Below are 19,277 nucleotides of genomic sequence, written 5' to 3'. Positions count from 1 at the left end.
CATCACCCCCGGTGGTGCCGCTGACTTCGGCTGGACCGCCTACTCGCCGCTGACCGACGCGATCCACTCGCCCGGTGCCGGTGGCGACCTGTGGATCGTCGGCCTGGCCGTCGGTGGTCTTGGCACCATCCTCGGCGCCGTCAACATGGTCACCACCGTGGTCTGCATGCGCTGCCCGGGCATGACCATGTTCCGCATGCCGATCTTCACCTGGAACATCCTGGTGACCTCGATCCTGGTGCTGCTGGCCTTCCCGCTGCTGACCGCCGCGCTGTTCGGCCTGGCCGCTGACCGCCACCTGGGCGCGCACATCTACGACCCCGCCAACGGCGGCGTCCTGCTGTGGCAGCACCTGTTCTGGTTCTTCGGCCACCCCGAGGTGTACATCATCGCGCTGCCGTTCTTCGGCATCGTGTCGGAGATCTTCCCGGTGTTCAGCCGCAAGCCGATCTTCGGTTACACCACCCTGATCTACGCGACGCTCGGTATCGCCGCACTGTCGGTTGCTGTGTGGGCGCACCACATGTACGCCACCGGCGCCGTGCTGCTGCCGTTCTTCTCGTTCATGACGTTCCTGATCGCGGTCCCGACCGGTATCAAGTTCTTCAACTGGATCGGCACCATGTGGAAGGGGCAGTTGACCTTCGAGACGCCGATGCTGTTCTCGGTCGGCTTCCTGATCACCTTCCTGCTCGGTGGTCTGTCGGGTGTGCTGCTGGCCAGCCCGCCGCTGGACTTCCACGTGACGGACAGCTACTTCGTCATCGCGCACTTCCACTACGTGCTCTTCGGCACCATCGTGTTCGCCACCTACGCGGGCATCTACTTCTGGTTCCCGAAGATGACGGGCCGTCTGCTCGACGAGCGCCTGGGCAAGCTGCACTTCTGGCTGACCTTCATCGGCTTCCACACCACCTTCCTGGTCCAGCACTGGGTCGGTGACGAGGGCATGCCGCGTCGTTACGCCGACTACCTGCCCACCGACGGCTTCACCACGCTGAACGTCGTGTCCACCATCGGTGCCTTCATCCTGGGCCTGTCCACGCTGCCCTTCGTGTGGAACGTGTTCAAGAGCTGGCGTTACGGCGAGCCCGTCGTGGTCGACGACCCGTGGGGCTACGGCAACTCCCTGGAGTGGGCCACCAGCTGCCCGCCGCCGCGGCACAACTTCACCGAGCTGCCCCGGATCCGTTCGGAGCGCCCGGCGTTCGAGCTGCACTACCCGCACATGGTCGAGCGGATGCGCGCCGAAGCGCACATCGGCCGATCGCACCACTAGAAATCAGCCGACCCGCCCGCGCCTAAGGCGCGGGCGGTTCTGCGTTAGGGGACCTAACGGATGACGCAGGAAAGCAAATCGAACGGGTCGGTGCTGATCACCGTCACCGGACTGGACAAGCCGGGTGTGACGTCGACGCTGTTCGGCGTGCTGTCGCGGCACAACATCGAACTCTTGAACGTCGAGCAGGTGGTCATCCGTGGCCGCCTGACGCTCGGCGTGCTCGTTGCGGTGCCGGCCGAGGTGGCCGGCGAGGTCCTGCGCACCGACGTGCAGCAGGCCATCGGGGAGCTGGGTCTGGATGTCACGATCGACAGCAGTGACGACCAGCCCGTCCTGACCGAACCGTCGACCCACACCATCGTGGTGCTGGGCCGGCCCATCACCGCCGAGGCCTTCACCGTCGTCGCCCGCGAGGTCGCGGCCCTCGGGGTGAACATCGACTTCATCCGCGGGGTGTCCGACTACCCGGTGACCGGGCTGGAGTTGCGGGTGTCGGTGCCGCCGGTGGGCGGGGCCTACGCGCAGCTGCAGGCGGCGCTGGCCCGTGTCGCGGTCGACGAGGGCGTCGACATCGCGCTCGAGGACTACAGCCTGGCCCGGCGGGCCAAGCGGCTCATCGTGTTCGACGTCGACTCGACCCTGATCCAGGGTGAGGTCATCGAGATGCTGGCCGCCCGTGCCGGCGCCGAGGCCAAGGTCGCCGCGATCACCGAGGCGGCCATGCGCGGTGAACTCGACTTCGAGGAGTCGCTGCGGGAACGCGTGGCCACGCTCGCCGGTCTGCCGGCCGAGGTGGTCGACGAGGTCGCCGATCAGATCGAGCTCACTCCGGGGGCCCGGACCACCCTGCGTACGCTGCGCCGGCTGGGTTACCACTGTGGTGTGGTCTCGGGCGGGTTCCGTCAGGTGATCGAGCCGCTGGCCGAGGAACTGATGCTCGACTTCGTGGCGGCCAACCACCTGGAGATCGTGGACGGCAAGCTGACCGGACGGGTGACCGGCCCGATCGTCGACCGTCCGGGCAAGGCGAAGGCGCTGCGTGACTTCGCCAACCAGGCCGGCGTGCCCATGGAACAGACCGTCGCGGTCGGCGACGGTGCCAACGACATCGACATGCTGTCGGCCGCGGGCCTCGGGGTGGCGTTCAACGCCAAGCCGGCGCTGCGGGCCGTCGCCGACGCCTCGCTGAGTCACCCGTATCTGGACACCGTGCTGTTCATCCTGGGCATCACGCGTGGCGAGATCGAGGCCGCCGACGCCGTTGACGGTGTGGTGCGCCGGGTCGATATTCCCTAGCCAGGACACACTGGGACCGTTGTCGCGTTACAGTGGTGACTATTGATATTGATTTGCTGCGTAAGCGTGTGGGAGATGGTGACATGAAGCGTGCGGTTCTGGTTGGTGTGAGTGCTGTCGCGTTGGTCGCCGGCCCCTTGTCGGTCGTCTCGCTGACGGCGGCCGCGCCGGCCTACGCGTGCCCGTGGGGGACCGTGCCGAGCCACTTCGAAGGCGTGTGCGTCAAGGGCACGGCGAATGGCAGTGGCCCGCAGGCCGTGCCGCCGCAGACGTCCAACAGCGGCACGGGCGCACAGATCACCCAGTCGGTCGGTGGGTTGCAGACGGTCAACGGCATTCCGTGCACGCCGGAGCACATCGGCACCTGCATCGGCCTGATCCAGAGCCAGCAGTAATTCCGCTCAGACCATGACGGCGTGCGCATCGGGCGCACGGGCGCCGGTGACACCGCGCCACGCCTGAGCCAGCACCGCAACCGATTCGCGCAGGCGCTCCTCGGGTTGGGTGTAGGGCACCCGGATGAAGCGCTCCAGGGTGCCGTCGACCCCGAAGCGGGGACCCGCCGGGATGACGAGCCCCATCCGGGATGCCGCGGCGGACAGCGCTGAACTCATGGGTGCGGGTAGCCGCATCCACATCGACATGCCGCCGTGGCAGGGGCCGGCCGTCCAGTCCGGAAGTTGTTCTCGCAGCAGCGAACTCACGAGGTCCCGCCGGGTGCGCAGCAGTTCGCGACGAGCCGGCAGCACGGTGTCGGCCTGCCGGAGCAGGTCGGCCGAAGCCAGTTGTTCGACGATGGCGGTGCCCAGGTCGATCGACGGCCGCACCGCGGCGATAGCGGCCAGCGTGGACCGTTCGGCACGGATCCAGCCCACCCGCAGCCCGCCCCAGAACGACTTCGACATCGAGCCGACGGTGATCACCAGGTCGCGTCGGCTCTCCAGGTAGGAGGCCAGTGGCGGCGGCAGTGGCTCGTCCAGCCAGATGTCGCAGATCGTTTCGTCGATGATGGTGCGGGTCCGGGTCTCGGAGATGATGCGGGCGAGCCGTTCCCGCCCCGCGGCCGGCAGGCTCAGTCCGGTCGGGTTGTGGTTGTCGACGATCAGGTAGGCCAGATTGGGGGCCAGTTGCCGCATGGCGGCCTGCACGGCGTCCAGTTCCCAGCCGTCGTCGGTCATGCTGACCGGCACCGGTCGGGCTCCGGACGCGGCGATCAGCGAGATGGCGCCGTGGTACGTCGGCTGTTCGATCAGCACCCGGTCGCCTGGACGGGCATAGGTGGCCAGCACCAGATTGATGGCGTGCAGCGCCCCGCTGGTCACCATGATCTCGTCGGGATCGGTGGGAAGTCCTCTGGCGCAATATCTTTCGGCGATGGCCTGGCGGAGCTCGAGGACGCCGGTGAGCTCGATGCCGATGTCGTGCAGGTGCGGCGCCAGACGCTGGGTGGCGCGGGTGAAGGCCTCGAGGGTGGCGGCCGCCGGTGCGGACGGGGCGGCGTCGGCCAGGCTCAGCGTGCCTGTTCGGACGATGGGCGTCGGCCCGGCGGTCGGCGCGGTGTGTGGCAGGGCCGTGGTGCTGCGGGCGCCGCGCCGGGCGTTGAGGTAGCCGTCCTCGCGGAGCTGGGCGTAGGCCGCCGTGACGGTGGTGCGGGAGACGCGCAGGGCGTCGGCCAGCGCGCGTTCGCTCGGATACCGGGCGCCGACGGGGAGGCGGCCGTCGACGATGAGCAGCCGGATGGCGTCGGCCAGGCCCAGATAGGCGGGGCCACTGAGGCTGGAGGTGCGCCAGTTGCCCAATTCGCGTGCCAGAAGGACTTCGTCAAGTGATCTGGCTGACATCTCGATCGACATTGAAGCCAGTATCGACCAACTGGCTATTGAATAGCAAGCCAGTTGGTCGGGAAACTGGTGTCATGCGTACGAACTGGCTATCTAAACTGGCTGCCAAGCACCTCCGGTCAGGACGCGACAACCGCGCCGATATCCGTGATCTCGATGCCGCCCGAGTCCGTCACGAACTGGATGCCATCCGTGCGCGCTTCCAGGATCACGCGTGAAGCAGCAGACGGCACGCACATCCGGACGCAGGGCCACGACCACCGCCATCCGCTCGGCGCTGCTGCTGGCCGGGCTGACGGGCTACGGCGTCTCGATGGCGCTGTTCGTGCGGGCCGGCCTCGGCCTGGACCCGTGGGACGTCTTCCACCAGGGCCTGGCCAAGCACACCGGGCTGACCATCGGCGGCGCCACCGCGCTCGTCGGTGTCGTGGTGCTGCTGGGCTGGATCCCGCTGCGCAACCGGCCCGGTGTCGGCACCGTCGCGAACGTCATCGTCATCTCCATCACCGTCGACGCCGCACTGGCGGTCATGCCGCAGCCGGCGACGCTGCCGGTGCGCACGGTCATGATGGTCGGCGCCGTGGTGCTCAACGCGGTGAGCACCGTGATGTACATCGGTGCCGGAATGGGACCGGGCCCACGCGACGGACTGATGACCGGGCTGGTGGCTCGGACCGGATGGTCGGTGCGACTGGTTCGCACCGGCATCGAAGTCACCGTGCTGGCCACCGGCTGGCTGCTGGGCGGCACCGTCGGCGTCGGAACCGTGGTGTACGCCTTGGGGATTGGGCCGCTGGTGCAACTGGTGCTGCGGTGCACCCCGGCTCGCTGGCTCGCGGCGAGCGGATGGGCGCACGTGGTGGGGGACCGGGCCGGCCGATCGGACGTCGAACCGGCCGTGGCTACGATGAGCGAGTGCCCGGCGCCCTCAGCAACAACCCCGCAAGACCAGATGTCGCGCCCGACTCCAACCAGCTGATCGACTCCGCCGATGACGACCTCCTGATCCAATTCTCCGGGGTCACGCTGCGCCGCGGCGGAGCCACCCTGGTCGGTCCGATCGACTGGTCGGTGGAACTCGACGAACGCTGGGTCGTCCTCGGCCCCAACGGCGCCGGCAAGACATCGCTGCTGCGCATGGCGGCCGCCGTCGAACATCCGTCGTCGGGCACCGCGTTCGTCCTCGGCGAGCGGCTGGGCCGCACCGACATGTCCGAGCTGCGTTCCCGGATCGGGTTGAGCAGTTCGGCGCTGTCGCAGCGGATACCTGACGACGAAGTGGTGCGCGACCTGGTGGTCTCCGCCGGTTACGCGGTTCTGGGCCGGTGGCGCGAACAGTACGACGACGTCGACTACAACCGGGCGCTCGACACCCTGGAGAGCATCGGTGCCGAACACCTCGCCGACCGCCGCTACGGCACGCTGTCCGAGGGCGAGCGCAAGCGGGTGCTGATCGCCCGGTCGCTGATGACCGATCCGGAACTGCTGCTGCTCGACGAGCCGGCGGCCGGGCTGGACCTCGGCGGCCGGGAAGAGCTGGTGGCCCGACTGGCGGATCTGGCCGCCGACGCGGACGCACCGGCGACGGTCCTGGTGACCCATCACGTCGAGGAGATCCCCGAGGGCTTCACGCACTGCCTGCTGCTCGCCGAAGGCCAGGCTGTCGCCTCGGGTCTGCTGACCGACGTGCTGACGTCCGAAAATCTCTCCCAGGCCTTCGGTCAGTCGATCGCCCTGGAGTACATCGACGGGCGGTACTTCGCCCGTCGTACCCGCAGCCGCGCGGCGCACAGGAGGCGTATATGACCGAACCCGACCCATTGCATCCGAGGCCGGCCGCGACCGTGATGCTGGTGCGCGACGGTGCCCCTGGCATCGAGGTCTTCTTGATGCGCCGCACCATGTCGATGGAATTCGCCGGCGGCATGACGGTGTTCCCCGGCGGTGGCGTGGATGAGCGCGACCGCGACGCCGACATCGCCTGGACCGGACCCGACCGCACCTGGTGGGCCGAGAAGTTCGGAGTGGACCCGGTGCTGGCCGGCGCGCTGGTGTGCGCCGCCGCCCGGGAGACCTTCGAGGAGTCCGGCGTGCTGTTCGCCGGGCCGGCCGATGACCCGGACGGCATCGTCTCCGACAGCTCCGTGTACCACGACTCGCGGGTCGCGCTCGAGAGCCGCGAGCTGTCGTTCGGTGAGTTCCTGGCCCGCGAGAAGCTGGTGCTGCGCGCCGATCTGCTGTGGCCGTGGGCCAACTGGATCACTCCCAAGGAAGAACGCACCCGCCGCTACGACACGTTCTTCTTCGTCGGCGCCCTGCCGGCCGGACAGCGGGCCGACGGCAACAACACCGAGAGTGACCACGTCGCCTGGCGCACGCCCGAAGCCGCGCTGCAGGAGTTCGCGCAAGGGCATTCGTTCCTCTTGCCGCCCACCTGGACCCAGCTCAGCTCGCTGGACGGCCGCACGGTCGGCGAACTGCTCAAGGACGAGCGCACGATCGAGCCGATCGAACCCGTGCTCACCATGGGCGAGGGCAGCTGGGACATCGAGTTCTTCGACGCCGAGCGCTACAAGGCCGCTCGCGGCGGTAGGGCGCAGTGATGACGAAGCGAGAGTTCGCCGCAGAATTTGTCGAAGTCCACGTCACCGACGGCATCGGCACCCTGCTGCTGGCGAGGCCCCCGCTCAACGCGCTGACCCGCCAGATGTGCCGGGAGATCGGGGCGGCCGCCGAGGAGCTGGGGCAGCGGTCCGACGTCAACGCCGTCATCGTGTACGGCGGCCACGAGGTGTTCTGCACCGGTGACGACGACCACGAGACCAGCACGCTCGACGCGGCCGAAGCGCGCGTCGCGGGCGCGGTGTGCCGTGCCGCGGTCGACGCCGTCGCCGCCATCCCGCGGCCCACCGTCGCGGCCGTTACCGGCTACGCACTGGGCAGTGGCCTGACACTGGCGCTGGCTGCCGACTGGCGGATCAGCGGCGACAACGTGAAGGTCGGGTCGACGGAGATCCTGTCCGGCCGGGCACCGGCCGAAGGCGCTGCCGCGCGGCTGGCGGCGGCCGTCGGCGACAGCCGGGCCAAGGACCTGGTGTTCAGCGGCCGGTTCGCCGGCGCTGAGGAAGCGGTGTCCCTGGGTCTGATCGACCAATTGGTGGCTCCCGACCACGTCTACGACGAGGCGCAGCAATGGGCGCGCAGGTTCCTGGACTCCTCGCCCGAGGCGCTGGCCACAGCAAAGGCAGCGTTCGGGGTTCGCTGAACCGCTGCTCGATCCATGTACAGAACCGTGGATGTGAACTCACGGTGACCGGGCAGTTAGGCTGACCTGCATGACGAGTACCGACCAGACGTCTGAGGTCGCGGCAGCCGAGGCAGCCACCCAGGTGTCCGACGTAGTTGACCAGGCACCCAACCCGCACGCGACCGCCGAGCAGGTCGAGGCGGCACGCCACGACACCAAGCTGGCGCAGGTCCTGTACCACGACTGGGAAGCCGAGAGCTACGACGACAAGTGGTCGATCTCGTACGACCAGCGGTGCATCGACTACGCCCGCGGGCGCTTCGACGCCATCGTCCCCGACGAGGTCCAGCGTGAGCTGCCCTACGACCGCGCCCTCGAGCTCGGCTGTGGCACCGGCTTCTTCCTGCTGAACCTGATCCAGGCCGGCGTCGCCCGCCGTGGCTCGGTCACCGACCTGTCCCCGGGCATGGTCAAGGTGGCCACCCGCAACGGCCAGGCCCTCGGCCTGGACATCGACGGCCGCGTCGCCGACGCCGAGGGAATCCCTTACGAGGACAACACCTTCGACCTGGTCGTCGGACACGCGGTGCTGCACCACATCCCCGATGTCGAGCTGTCGCTGCGCGAGGTGGTCCGGGTGCTCAAGCCGGGCGGCCGGTTCATCTTCGCCGGCGAGCCCACCACTGTCGGTAACTTCTACGCCCGTCGCCTGGCCGACCTGACCTGGAAGACCACCGTCGCGGCCATGAAGCTGCCCGGGCTGGAGTCCTGGCGCCGTCCGCAGGAAGAGCTCGACGAGAACTCGCGCGCCGCGGCGCTGGAGTGGATCGTCGACCTGCACACCTTCGATCCGGCAGACCTGGAGCGCATGGCGACCAACGCCGGTGCCGTCGAAGTCGCCACCGCCAGTGAGGAATTCACCGCCGCCATGCTGGGCTGGCCGGTGCGGACCTTCGAGTCGACCGTGCCCCAGGGCAAGCTCGGCTTCAAGTGGGCCAAGTTCGCTTTCGGCGGCTGGACCACGCTGAGCTGGTTCGACGCCAACGTGTGGCGCCGCGTGGTGCCGAAGGGCTGGTTCTACAACGTGATGATCACCGGGGTCAAACCGTCCTGACAGTGTCCCCGGCGGACCTGACGCACTCGACGCTCCCGACGTGAGCGGTTACGCCTTCACGCTCGACGATGTCGCCTACCTGACCGGAGCCGGTCAGGAGGCGCTCGTCGAGGTGGCCGCCCGGCCGCTGACCGAGGCCCATCGGGTATCCGACATCGCCTGGGCGCGTTCGCGTTTCGGCGACCGCGCGGCGGTGCTGGTCGAGACGGTGCTGCTGCGCCGGCGCGCTGCCGCCAAACTGGCCGACCTCGGCGACGTGGCCGGCTGGCTGTTCACCGACGAGGCGCTGCAGCAGGCCACCGCCGGGGCCGTCGCGGTGCATCGCGCACGCCGGCTGGCCGGCCGCGTCGTGCACGACGCGACGTGTTCGGTCGGGACAGAGCTTGCCGCCCTGAGCGATTCGGGCGAATCGGCGTCCCTTCTGATCGGCAGCGACCTCGATGCGGTCCGTCTGGCCATGGCGCAGCACAACGTGGGCGACCATGCGCTGCTGTGCCGCGCCGACGCGCTGCGCCCGGTGACCCGGGACGCGGTCGTGGTCGTCGACCCGGCGCGGCGCAGTTCCGGGCGCCGCAAGTTCGACCCCCGCGACTATGCACCGCCATTGGACGAGCTGCTCGAGGTGTACCAGGGCCGCGACCTGGTGGTGAAGTGCGCTCCCGGCGTCGATTTCGGCCAGCTGGCCGAGCTGGGATTCCGTGGCGAGGTGCAGATCACGTCACTGGCCGGCAGCGTCCGGGAGGCCTGCTTGTGGTCGCCGGGGCTGACCACATCCGGGGTCACGCGCCGGGCCACCGTGCTGGACAAAACCGGCCGGGTAGCCGAGGAATTCACCGATACGGACCCCGATGACTGCCCTTGCGCACCCGTCGGGCGGTGGATCGTCGACCCCGATGGCGCGGTGGTGCGGGCCGGCCTGGTCCGCCACTACGCGGCGCGGCACGGCCTGTGGCAGCTGGACCCGGCGATCGCGTACCTTTCTGGTGACGAGTTACCGAGCGGCACAAGGGGATTCGAGGTCGTCGAGCAGATCGCCTTCAACGAGAAGCGGCTGCGCCAGGCGCTCTCCGCGCATGGGGCGTCGGCCGTCGAGATCCTGATTCGCGGCGTCGACGTCGACCCGGATGCGTTGCGGTCCAAGCTGAAGCTCCAGCGGTCGGGTGTGCAGCTGTCGGTGGTGATCACCCGGATCGGGACCGGTGCCGCGGCCCGGCCGACGGCCTTCATTTGCCGCCCATCGCGCTGAACCACCTGGTCGCAGATCATGCCCGGTCCGGGTGGGGCTGACAGGTACGCTGGAACCGGCGGCGATGTGCCGCCATTCATTCATCCCCCGGAGGATTCACCAGATGCGCCTTCCCGTACTCGCCGCAGTGATCGCTGCTTCAGGCGCTGTCGGTTGGCTCGGCGTGCCTCTGGCAGCCGCGAACCCGCCGAAATGCGCGGAGCTGGCCGGTGTCGTCGACGGCTCGCGGATGTGCCAGATTCGCGACACCTCACGCGGCTACGCGCTCAACATCAGCTACCCGATCGACTACCCGGATCAGCAGGCCGTGGTCGACTACATCACGCAGACGCGTGACGGGTACGTCAACGTCGCCAAGATGCCCGGGCCGCACGAGACCTCATACGAGTTGGACACCACGGCGACCCTGCACAGCTCCACGACGCCGAACCGCAGCACCCAGTCGGTGGTGTTCAAGACGTTCCAGGACGTCGGTGGTGCGCACCCGCAGACGTTCTACAAGTCATTCAACTGGGACCAGAACCAGCGCAAGCCGATCACCATCGACACCCTGTTCGCCCCTGGCGCACAACCGTTTCCGGTGATCCTGCCGATGGTCCAAGGAGAACTGGTCAGACAGTCCGCACAGCCGGTGCTGCTGCCACCGTCGGCCGGCCTGGACCCCGACACCTACCAGAACTTCGCGCTCACCAACGACTCGCTGATCTTCTTCTTCAGCCAGGGCCAGGTGCTGCCGGAATCCGCCGGTGCGGTGCAGGTGACGGTGCCCCGGGCCCCGGTCGACGCGATGCTGGCCTAGCGATTTGTGCACGATTTTCCGCGCTGGCCGCGGATTTTCGTGCACAAATCCCTGATCAGGCAGGCGCGAAAGCGTAGACCTGACCGTCGCTGGTCGCTGTGACGACGCGCTTGTCGTGACCGACGGACACCCCGACCGGCCAGCCGGTGGCACCCGGCAGGGGGTAGCTGTTCACGGTGTGGCCGTCGGCGGGGGAGAAGACCAGCAATGCCTGGCCGTGATCACCGTCGCGGACGACGACGTACCCGACGTCGCTACCGGCGCGCGTGGACGTCGTCAGCGGCTCGACGTCGTTGCGGGACCACGCCACGTCGCCCTTGTCGCCCTTGTCCTTGACGGCGGTGAGCTTGCTCTGCGGCCCGCCGCCCGCGACCACCAGACCGTCCGGCGTCACCGACGGCGGCGTCTGCGGTTGGAAGCCCAGATTGACGGACCACTTGGCCTTGCCGTCGGCGGAGTTCAGCGCCCAGAGGTGCTGGTCGCGGCCGTTGACGTAGACGGTCTTGCCGTCGGCCGACAGCACCGGGCTGGCGATCGGGCCGCCGCCGACCGCGGTGCTGGTCCATTCGCGGCTGAGCAGTGGCGTCTGGCCCTCGTGGTAACGCAGCCCGACGAGGGCGGGGGCGTCAGCGCCCGGCTGCCACAGACCCAGCACCACCATGTCGGTGTCGGGGGAGTACGCGGGCGCCGCCGAGATGGGGCAGGCCGCTTTGGCGGGCTGGCAATCGGCGAGGCCGCGCGCCGAGTCGGCGGGATCGACGCCACTGACCAGATCCAGCGGGGCGCCGATGGTCTGGCCGCGGTGCGCGTCGAACACCAGCACCTGGCCCAGATGCGTCACCACCAGGAGCTGGCCGGGCGACAGGATGCGCGGCGTCGTCGGCATTCCGATCACCGGCTGGCGCCACCGGATCCACTGGGTCGGCGGAAACGACATGATCGCGCCCGGTTGCCCGACGTACATGTTGTCGAAGCCATCAAAGAGTGGGCTGGACATTCCGCCGCCCTGCCACAGGCGCGTGCACCAGCGCTGGCGGCCGTGCTCGTCGCTTTCCCAGACCATCAGTGAGCAACCGTTGGCCGATTGCGCGTTGATCGCCAGATAGTTGCCGGAGCCGAGGATCACCTGGGCGCCGAGGTTGCCTTTGGCCGACCGGGCCCAGTCCTGCTTCAAGCTGCTTGCCCCGGCCAGCGTGGTCGAGCTGCTGTTGGCGGCGTCGCCGTACTGTGCCGGCCAGCCGTCCGAAGGATGGGCCTTGACCCAGGAGTCGGTGTTGCCACACCCGGCAATGGTCAGGGCGGCCGCCGAGGTCAGCAGGGTGGTGGCGACAGTGGCCGTGCTGGCGGCAAGACGGCGCATTCGGTGTGCAGACATCGAGTCCCGAGACTAGCCCGAGACCGGCGAATGTCCGATTTCGCCTCGCGTAGGCTTTCCGGCCATGACGACGATGTGGGGCGCACCGATTCACAAACGATGGCGGGGTTCGCGGTTGCGCGATCCGCGACAGGCGCGCTTCCTCACCCGCGAGTCGCTGAAATGGGTGCTCGACAACAAGGCCTACACCCCGTGGTACCTCGTGCGGTACTGGCGTCTGCTCAAGTTCAAGCTGGCCAACCCGCACATCATCACGCGCGGCATGGTGTTCCTCGGCAAAGGCGTGGAGATTCAGTGCACGCCCGAGCTGGCGCAGATGGAGATCGGCCGCTGGGTCCACATCGGTGACAAGAACACCATTCGCTGTCACGAGGGGTCGCTGCGATTCGGCGACAAGGTGGTGCTGGGCCGCGACAACGTCATCAACACCTACCTGGACATCGAGCTCGGCGATTCGGCGCTGATGGCCGACTGGTGCTACGTCTGCGACTTCGACCACAAGATGGACAGCATGGAGCTGCCGATCAAGGACCAGGGCATCGTCAAGGGCCCGGTGCGGATCGGTCCGGACACCTGGGTTGCCGCCAAGGTGACGATCCTGCGCAACACCAGCATCGGCCGCGGCTGCGTGCTGGGTGCCCACGCGGTGGTCAAGGGCGAGATTCCGGACTTCTCCATTGCCGTCGGTGCACCGGCCAAGGTGGTCAGGAACCGCAAGCTGGACTGGGAGACCTCGGCCGCCGAGCGCGAGGAACTCGCCCGGGCATTGGCCGACATCGAACGCAAGAAGAGCTCTCGGTAGTCAGCTCGTGTAGTTGAGCGTCGTCATCATGCCAGCCTCCTGGTGATAGGCGTTGTGGCAGTGCAGCATCCATTCGCCGGGGTTGTCCGCGATGAGCGCGACGGTCACCTTCTGCTTGGGTAGCACGATCAGCGTGTCCTTGCGTGGGCCGCGCCGGACTGCACCTTCATTGGCCTGCAGCACCTGGAAGGTGTGCCCGTGCAGGTGCATGGGATGCCACATGGTCGTCGAGTTGGTGAAGGTCATGGTGGCGCGCCGGCCCTGACGGACGGTCAGTGCCTGCCGGTTGTCGAACGACCGCCCGTTGATACCCCAGTCGTACTTCATCATCGAGCCGGTGAGTTCCGCGGTCAGCGTGACGTCCGGCGTGAGCGGTCCAAGGTCGACGGCTGAGGTGGCGGTGAAATCGGCGACGGTGCCGACCTTTTGGGTCAGCTCCTTGGGCCGGAATGCGGGCTCCGGCGCGGTGCCCGCGCCGGTCGACAGGATGGCGCGGGCGGCGTCGTCTTTGCCCTCGGCCGCTGCCACCAACGGGAAGACCCCGTCGCCCGCGGTGACGATGACGTCGTAGCGCTCGCCCATGCCCAGCAGCAGCGCGTCCACGTCCACCGGGTCGACCGGGAATCCGTCGGTGTGCGTGACGGTCATGCGATGCCCGGCCAGGGCTACCCGGAACGCGGTGTCGGCGCCGGCGTTGATGATGCGCAGCCGAATTCGTTGTCCCGGCTTGGCATTGAAAACTGTTGGTGCGGTGGGAATGCGGCCGTTGGCGAGGAAGTAGGGGTACTTGACGTCACCGGCGTCGCCGCCGAGCAGCGCGCTCGTCGCCATGGACATGTCGCCCATGCTGCTCATGTCGTGCCCGCCCATGTTGCCCATGGCGCGCAGGCCGTCGTAGATCTGCTGCGGTGACTTGCCGGCGCCTGAGGTCCAGTCATCAAGGACCACAATCCATTCCGCGTCGTACCGGCCGTGGTCGGCCGGGTCGTCGACGATCACCGGTAGGTACAGCCCGTAGTCCGCGTCGAGCCCGGTGTGCGGATGCGCCCAGTAGGTGCCGGCGTGCGGGACGGAGAAGTTGTAGGTGAAGTCGTTGCCCGGCTTGATGTTCGGTGTCGCGGGCGACGCGCCGTCCATGTCGTTGCGCAGCGCGATGCCGTGCCAGTGCAACGACGTGTCATGGTCGAGGCCGTTGGACACGCGGACTGCCAAGTCGTCGCCCACCGACGCGCGGATCAGCGGGCCGGGCACCTGGTCGCCGTACGCGAGGGTCTGCACGGTGACGCCGCCGAGGTCGACGGTGGCCGGCTGCGGGCGCAGTGCCACGGAGACGGTGCGGCCGGTGTGCGGACGGGCCGCCTCGGCGGCGGCGACGGCCTTCTGGTCGATGCCACTTGCCGCGGCGGGGGACGGCGTCTTGCCGCACGCGGCGACCCCGGCGAGGGTGGACGCGCCCGTGACGGCAGACGCGATCAGGAAACTACGGCGAGTGAACACACTGCCGTTTGTACCCCCGGGGGGTATATCCGTCAAGCGAAGCTCGCGGAGAAACTCTCAGCCGCGGTCGGGCAGCGGGCGCTCCACGATGGGACGACGGGCATGTGGCAGGCGTTCGCCGCGCTTGGCGGCCAGGTACACGTCCGACGTCTCGGCGGCGACGTGCTGCCACGAGAAGTCGTGGTTCAACCGGTCCCGGGCGGCCAGGGCGCGCTGCTGCGCGGCCGGCGGATCGTCGAGCACCTTGCGGACCGCGGCAGCCAGTGCGCCGACGTTCCGCGGCGGGCAGGAGACACCGGTCTTGCCGTTGATCACGGCCTCGCCGAGCCCGCCGACGTTGGACGTCACCAGTGGCGTGCCGGCTGCGGCGGCCTCCAGTGCCACGATGCCGAACGGTTCGTAGTGGCTCGGCAGGACCGCGGCGTCGGCCCGGTGCAGCAGCTCCAGCAGGCCTGAATGGTCCACGCGGCCAACGAAATTCACGGCCTTGGTGACCTTGGCTTTGCGGGCTTCCTCGACCAGCCAGTCGTACTGGGTGCCGTCGCCCGCGATGGTCAGCGTGGTGCCGGGGTGGGTCCGCCGGATGCGGGGCAGCGCGGCGATGACGTCGTGCACGCCCTTCTCGTACTCGAGCCGGCCGACGAACAGGAGCTCGGCCGGGCCGTCGTGCTTGCGCCGCATCGCGAACGGCCAGCCGGCCGTGTCGATGCCATTGCAGATGACGCTCACGTCGGGCAGCTCGGGCCCGAACAGCTCGGTGATCTCCTCGCCCATGGACACCGAGCAGGTGATCAGCGAGTCCGACTCGTGCACCAGCCACGACTCCAGCGAGTGCACCTGCCGGCTCACCGGTCCGGAGAGCCAGCCGGAATGCCGGCCGGCCTCGGTGGCGTGGATGGTGGAGACCAATGGCACGTCGAAGAACTCGGCCAGGGTGACGGCGGGGTGCGCGACCAGCCAGTCGTGGGCATGCACCACATCGGGCGTCCAGTCGCGCAGGCTCAGGCCGGCACGAACCATGGCGTGCCCCATGGCCAGCGTCCAGGCCATCATGTCGGTGCCGAAGGTGAACTCGTTCGGATCGAGCGCCGCGGAGATCACCCACACACCCTCGTGCACCTCGTTGGTGGTGGGGTGCGTGCTGGGGTCGGTACCGGCGGGCCGGCGACACAGCACCACGACCTCGTGGCCGCGGGCGGCCAGCTCGACGGCCAGATGGTGGACGTGGCGTCCGAGGCCACCGATCACCACGGGTGGGTACTCCCACGAGACCATGAGGATTTTCATCGGTGCCCTCTGCTCTTCGCGCAAGCGCTCATCGCGGCAACCTCCGCGCGTCCAGGGCGCCGAACAGTCCGTCGGCGCGGTTCCAACCCTCCGCGAGCGTCTGGGCCTGATCGCGCCGTCCAGACGCGAGGGCACCGGCGATCTCCCGGGTGGCGTGTGCGTGCAGATGCGCGCGATAGCGAGCATATTCCGCCGCGGTGTCTTTGCTGACCATGAAGGGCCAGTCGCTCGAGACAGTCAGCAGCGCCTCGCGCAGGATCTGGTCGGCCACGCGGTCCCGTGCCGGGTAGGCCGAATCCTGGGCCAGGGCCTTGTCCACTGTGGTCAGCGCGGTATCCACGACCTCGGCGTTGAGCGTGACGAAGTCGGCGACCTGCTCACCCGACCAGACCTGCCAGTCCTTGCCCGAACCCCAGGAGCTCGGCGGCAGCTCGACCGGGGAGCCGACGAAGCCGTTGTTGATCGCGTCCGAGAGGGTGCCGACCTGGACCCCGGCCTCGGGCAGCGCGCGCAATACCCGCGCCAGCCATTCCGGTCCCTCGTGCCACCAGTGCCCGAACAGCTCGGTGTCGAACGCGGCGACCACGTGGGCCGGGCGTCCGATGCGCTCGGACTCCGAGATCAGCCGCCGCCGAACGGTGTTCACGAAATCCGCGACGTGCGCGTCGATGGCCGCGACGGCCCGTTCCGGCTCGTAGGGCGCCTTCGACTCCGACGCGACGGTGCGGCCGGTGACCCTGGCGGGCTTGAGTCCGGTGAGATGGTCGTAGGTGTGGAAGTCCCGGTAGGCCGGGTGCCCCGGGTAGCCGGACTTGGGGGACCACACGCGGTAACTGACCTGCAGGTCGCGCCCGAAGGCGACGACGTCCGACTCACCGACCGGGCGGCCGAGCGCCGTATCGCCGTGCAGCGACGGGCCGTCGACCATGAAGTGGGTGACGCCGGCAGCCGCATAGCCGGTCTCCATGCCGGGGGCGTACGCACATTCGGGCGCCCAGATGCCGCCGGGGGTGTGCGCGAACCGGGCGCCGGCGTCGGCCAGGCCCTCACGCAGCGCGAACTCCCGCAGCCGGGGGTTGAGCAGCGGCTGGAACGGATGCGACAGCGGGCCGCCGAGCAATTCGATGGTGCCCGCGCCGATGAGCTGCCGCAGCACCGGGCTGCCGCCGTGCTGCCAGTGGTCGGCGAATTCGGCGAGTGCTGCACCGGCCTGCTCGTGCTCGTGAATACCGAAGGCGCGCAACGCTTCCGGTGAGTTGAAGGTCTCAGGGGCGCCGCCGCCGTCACGAACTGTGGTCGCCTCCAGCGCCCGCAGCTGCCAGTTGGACAGCCACTGCTGCATGCCGGCCAGGCAGTACGGGTCATCGAGTTGTGCGGTGACGACGGGCGTCATGCCCAGGGTCAGGAGGTGGCCGCGACCTTCCTCCGCCAGCTCGCGTAGCACGCGGGTCAGGGGCAGGTACGCCGTCGCCCACGACTGGTACAGCCACTCCTCGCCGACCGGCCAGCGGCCGTGGTGCGCCAGCCACGGCAGGTGCGTGTGCAGCACCAGGGTGAACATCCCCGGTACGGGTGCGCTGGACGAATCACTCACGGCCGCACCGCGATTGCCACCAGGTCGAGGCTGTCGTCGATATCGACGTCGGCGGCAGCGGCATCCAGCAGATCGAAGTCGTCGATCGTCACCGCGGCCACGTCGGCCAGCAGGTCCGCCGGCCACGGTGCGTCGGCCACCGCGCGGTCGATCTGCGCCTGGATGATGGAGCCGCCGTACCGGGCGTCGAGCGCACGCAGCCCGGCGCCGTGATAGACGCCCAGCATGGCCTCCATGACGAAGCCCTGTTCGGTCAGCAGCTCGGTCATCTCGGCGGCGTTGAGTTCGCGGGTGTGGAACGGGTTCAGCGGGACGTCGCTGCCGGGGGTGAAGGTGATGCGGTTCGGCGTCGACATCAGCAGGACGCCACCCGGACGCAGCACGCGCAGGCACTCGGCGACGAATTGGCCCTGGTCCCACAGGTGTTCGATGACCTGGAAGTTGACCACCACGTCGACGGAGGCGTCGGGCAGGGGCAGCGCGGCGAGGTTGCCGTGCAGCATCTCGACCCGCGGGTAGCGGGCGCGGATGTGCGCCACCGAGGACTCGTCGTAGTCCAGTCCGATCACGCGGCGCGCGACGTCGGCGATGAGATCTGCGCCATAGCCCTCGCCGGCACCGGCTTCGAGGACGTCGCGGTCGCGGCAGCGGTCGACCAGTCGCCGGTAGACCACCTCGTGGCGGCGGAACCAGTAGTTCTCCTCGGCCAGGTCCGGAACGGTGCGCTCACCGGTCAGTGGCATGACTGGCACTGACGGTGCCGCGTGGCTGTCCGGCTGGGTTTCGGGAAAAGTGCTCATTAGATAGGCAGGCTAGTGCAGAGTGGTCGCTGAACTACCAGGCCCAATTGGTTGGGCCGTCCCACCTGCTGGTTCTGCCATGTTGCCGAACCGGTTCAAGTGTGGTCAAGAAAACAAAAGGCGGCATCCTCGGGCGGCGCTCGACCAGCTATGGTGTTCCTGCGCCATGCCACATAAGTTACCGAGTAGTAACATGTTGGTCGTTGCGTGAATCGTGAATGCCAGGCCGACGCCGGCCTCATCGAGGAGGACGAACCACACCCATGACGAACATCGTGGTCCTGATCAAACAGGTCCCTGACTATGAGTCGGAGCGCAAGCTCAACGACGGCGACTTCACCCTCGACCGCGAGTCCGCGGACGCGGTGCTCGACGAGATCAACGAGCGCGCCGTCGAGGCAGCGCTGCAGATCAAGGAGAAGGAAGAGGCCGCCGGCGGCGCCGGCACCGTCACCGTGCTGACGGTCGGACCGGAGCGGGCCACCGAGGCCATCCGCAAGGCTCTGTCCATGGGTGCCGACAACGCGGTGCACGTGAAGGATGACCAGCTCAAGGGCTCGGACATCGTGCAGACCGGTTGGACCCTGGCCCGCGCCCTGGGCACCATCGAGGGCGCCGAGCTGGTCATCGGTGGCAACGAGTCCACCGATGGTGTCGGTGGCGCGGTCCCCGCAGTCATCGCCGAGCTGCTGGGCCTGCCGCAGCTGACCTCCCTGCGCAGCATCTCCGTCGAGGGCGGCAAGGTCACCGGTGAGCGCGAGACCGACGACGGTGTCTTCGGCCTGGAGGCCGCACTGCCCGCCGTCGTCAGTGTCAACGAGCGCATCGGCGAAGCCCGCTTCCCGTCGTTCAAGGGCATCATGGCCGCCAAGAAGAAGCCGGTCACCGTGCTGACCCTGGCTGAGATCGGTGTCGAGGCCGACGAGGTCGGTGTCGCCAACGCCAGCAGCAAGGTGCTGTCGTCGACGCCGAAGCCGGCCAAGGCCGCGGGCGAGAAGATCGCTGACGAGGGCGAGGGCGGCAACAAGATCGCTGAGTACCTCGTTGCTCAGAAGCTGATCTAGCCCCCACCCCACCGAAACTTCCACGAAAGACAC

18 protein-coding genes are annotated in these 19,277 nt (G+C 68.5%); 12 read left to right on the top strand and 6 right to left on the bottom strand.

The window, feature by feature from the left end; genetic code table 11:
• From TL10_RS25190 to TL10_RS25180, 3 genes are all read left to right on the top strand, one after another.
• On the top strand, positions 1-1,279 hold a 1,279-nt coding region (locus TL10_RS25190; RefSeq protein ID WP_043987818.1), incomplete at its 5' end, for a cbb3-type cytochrome c oxidase subunit I.
• Positions 1,280-1,339: 60 nt separating this feature from the next.
• Positions 1,340-2,578, top strand: a complete 1,239-nt coding sequence (gene serB / locus TL10_RS25185; protein WP_043395199.1) for a phosphoserine phosphatase SerB — start codon at positions 1,340-1,342, stop codon at positions 2,576-2,578.
• An 83-nt stretch (positions 2,579-2,661) separates the two neighbouring features.
• The gene (locus TL10_RS25180; RefSeq protein WP_043987817.1) at positions 2,662-2,973 is read left to right on the top strand and encodes a hypothetical protein; all 312 of its coding nucleotides are present in this window, start codon (positions 2,662-2,664) and stop codon (positions 2,971-2,973) included.
• Positions 2,974-2,979: 6 nt separating this feature from the next.
• Here the strand turns inward: TL10_RS25180 and yczR are convergent, their stop codons facing one another.
• Positions 2,980-4,431, bottom strand: coding sequence for a MocR-like transcription factor YczR (gene yczR, locus TL10_RS25175; RefSeq protein ID WP_082068081.1), 1,452 nt, complete (start codon positions 4,429-4,431; stop codon positions 2,980-2,982).
• 301 nt (positions 4,432-4,732) lie between these two features.
• Here yczR and yczE point away from each other — a divergent pair, with 301 nt between their 5' ends.
• The 7 genes from yczE (at position 4,733) to TL10_RS25140 (ending at position 10,825) form a co-directional block, all read left to right on the top strand.
• Positions 4,733-5,398: a membrane protein YczE gene (yczE, locus tag TL10_RS25170; RefSeq protein WP_231575571.1), complete on the top strand. Its 666-nt coding sequence runs from the start codon at positions 4,733-4,735 to the stop codon at positions 5,396-5,398.
• Positions 5,395-6,225 (top strand): ABC transporter ATP-binding protein, encoded by an 831-nt coding sequence (locus tag TL10_RS25165; RefSeq protein WP_043987824.1) that lies wholly within the window; start codon positions 5,395-5,397, stop codon positions 6,223-6,225. Before yczE ends, TL10_RS25165 begins: the two co-directional genes overlap by 4 nt.
• Complete coding sequence (locus tag TL10_RS25160) at positions 6,222-7,022, top strand: NUDIX hydrolase (RefSeq protein ID WP_043395202.1); 801 nt, start codon at positions 6,222-6,224, stop codon at positions 7,020-7,022. Before TL10_RS25165 ends, TL10_RS25160 begins: the two co-directional genes overlap by 4 nt.
• Positions 7,022-7,684 (top strand): enoyl-CoA hydratase, encoded by a 663-nt coding sequence (locus tag TL10_RS25155; protein WP_043395203.1) that lies wholly within the window; start codon positions 7,022-7,024, stop codon positions 7,682-7,684. The genes TL10_RS25160 and TL10_RS25155 overlap by 1 nt, the downstream gene beginning before the upstream one ends.
• 70 nt (positions 7,685-7,754) lie before the next feature.
• Positions 7,755-8,780 (top strand): class I SAM-dependent methyltransferase, encoded by a 1,026-nt coding sequence (locus tag TL10_RS25150; protein ID WP_043987816.1) that lies wholly within the window; start codon positions 7,755-7,757, stop codon positions 8,778-8,780.
• A gap of 40 nt (positions 8,781-8,820) precedes the next feature.
• Positions 8,821-10,026 carry a THUMP-like domain-containing protein gene (locus tag TL10_RS25145; RefSeq protein WP_110789215.1) on the top strand — a complete coding sequence of 402 codons (1,206 nt, stop codon included), beginning with the start codon at positions 8,821-8,823 and terminating at the stop codon, positions 10,024-10,026.
• 103 nt (positions 10,027-10,129) lie between these two features.
• The gene (locus TL10_RS25140; RefSeq protein WP_043395207.1) at positions 10,130-10,825 is read left to right on the top strand and encodes an esterase; all 696 of its coding nucleotides are present in this window, start codon (positions 10,130-10,132) and stop codon (positions 10,823-10,825) included.
• 55 nt (positions 10,826-10,880) lie between these two features.
• Here TL10_RS25140 and TL10_RS25135 read toward each other — a convergent pair whose 3' ends face one another.
• Positions 10,881-12,200, bottom strand: a complete 1,320-nt coding sequence (locus tag TL10_RS25135; protein WP_082068080.1) for a BamB-related PQQ repeat family beta-propellar protein — start codon at positions 12,198-12,200, stop codon at positions 10,881-10,883.
• A gap of 64 nt (positions 12,201-12,264) precedes the next feature.
• On the opposite strand from TL10_RS25135, the gene TL10_RS25130 reads away from it, so the two are divergent.
• Positions 12,265-13,002 (top strand): acyltransferase, encoded by a 738-nt coding sequence (locus TL10_RS25130; RefSeq protein ID WP_043395209.1) that lies wholly within the window; start codon positions 12,265-12,267, stop codon positions 13,000-13,002.
• Here TL10_RS25130 and TL10_RS25125 read toward each other — a convergent pair whose 3' ends face one another.
• Genes TL10_RS25125 through TL10_RS25110 form a run of 4 tightly spaced genes read right to left on the bottom strand, consistent with a single transcriptional unit; the run spans position 13,003 to position 18,180 of the window.
• Entirely contained in the window at positions 13,003-14,499 is a 1,497-nt protein-coding gene (locus TL10_RS25125; protein WP_043987814.1) for a multicopper oxidase family protein, read from the bottom strand.
• 57 nt (positions 14,500-14,556) lie between these two features.
• Entirely contained in the window at positions 14,557-15,786 is a 1,230-nt protein-coding gene (locus TL10_RS25120; protein ID WP_043987813.1) for a glycosyltransferase family 4 protein, read from the bottom strand.
• 28 nt (positions 15,787-15,814) lie between these two features.
• Positions 15,815-17,347 carry a 1,4-alpha-glucan branching protein domain-containing protein gene (locus TL10_RS25115; protein WP_192830303.1) on the bottom strand — a complete coding sequence of 511 codons (1,533 nt, stop codon included), beginning with the start codon at positions 17,345-17,347 and terminating at the stop codon, positions 15,815-15,817.
• A gap of 29 nt (positions 17,348-17,376) precedes the next feature.
• Positions 17,377-18,180: a class I SAM-dependent methyltransferase gene (locus TL10_RS25110; RefSeq protein WP_043395215.1), complete on the bottom strand. Its 804-nt coding sequence runs from the start codon at positions 18,178-18,180 to the stop codon at positions 17,377-17,379.
• Positions 18,181-18,443: 263 nt separating this feature from the next.
• Here TL10_RS25110 and TL10_RS25105 point away from each other — a divergent pair, with 263 nt between their 5' ends.
• Positions 18,444-19,244 carry an electron transfer flavoprotein subunit beta/FixA family protein gene (locus TL10_RS25105; protein WP_043395216.1) on the top strand — a complete coding sequence of 267 codons (801 nt, stop codon included), beginning with the start codon at positions 18,444-18,446 and terminating at the stop codon, positions 19,242-19,244.
• The last annotated feature ends 33 nt before the right edge of the window (positions 19,245-19,277 follow it).

Source organism: Mycolicibacterium llatzerense, assembly GCF_000878195.1.
Lineage (GTDB): Bacteria > Actinomycetota > Actinomycetes > Mycobacteriales > Mycobacteriaceae > Mycobacterium > Mycobacterium llatzerense.
This window is presented reverse-complemented; position numbering and strand designations above follow the sequence as displayed.

Coding starts and splice junctions, on each gene's coding strand:
- serB (WP_043395199.1), top strand. CDS start 1,340: ATGACGCAGGAAAGCAAATCGAACGGGTCGGTGCTGATCACCGTCACC.
- TL10_RS25180 (WP_043987817.1), top strand. CDS start 2,662: ATGAAGCGTGCGGTTCTGGTTGGTGTGAGTGCTGTCGCGTTGGTCGCC.
- yczR (WP_082068081.1), bottom strand. CDS start 4,431: ATGTCGATCGAGATGTCAGCCAGATCACTTGACGAAGTCCTTCTGGCA.
- yczE (WP_231575571.1), top strand. CDS start 4,733: ATGGCGCTGTTCGTGCGGGCCGGCCTCGGCCTGGACCCGTGGGACGTC.
- TL10_RS25160 (WP_043395202.1), top strand. CDS start 6,222: ATGACCGAACCCGACCCATTGCATCCGAGGCCGGCCGCGACCGTGATG.
- TL10_RS25155 (WP_043395203.1), top strand. CDS start 7,022: ATGACGAAGCGAGAGTTCGCCGCAGAATTTGTCGAAGTCCACGTCACC.
- TL10_RS25150 (WP_043987816.1), top strand. CDS start 7,755: ATGACGAGTACCGACCAGACGTCTGAGGTCGCGGCAGCCGAGGCAGCC.
- TL10_RS25140 (WP_043395207.1), top strand. CDS start 10,130: ATGCGCCTTCCCGTACTCGCCGCAGTGATCGCTGCTTCAGGCGCTGTC.
- TL10_RS25135 (WP_082068080.1), bottom strand. CDS start 12,200: ATGTCTGCACACCGAATGCGCCGTCTTGCCGCCAGCACGGCCACTGTC.
- TL10_RS25130 (WP_043395209.1), top strand. CDS start 12,265: ATGACGACGATGTGGGGCGCACCGATTCACAAACGATGGCGGGGTTCG.
- TL10_RS25120 (WP_043987813.1), bottom strand. CDS start 15,786: ATGAAAATCCTCATGGTCTCGTGGGAGTACCCACCCGTGGTGATCGGT.
- TL10_RS25115 (WP_192830303.1), bottom strand. CDS start 17,347: ATGTTCACCCTGGTGCTGCACACGCACCTGCCGTGGCTGGCGCACCAC.
- TL10_RS25110 (WP_043395215.1), bottom strand. CDS start 18,180: ATGAGCACTTTTCCCGAAACCCAGCCGGACAGCCACGCGGCACCGTCA.
- TL10_RS25105 (WP_043395216.1), top strand. CDS start 18,444: ATGACGAACATCGTGGTCCTGATCAAACAGGTCCCTGACTATGAGTCG.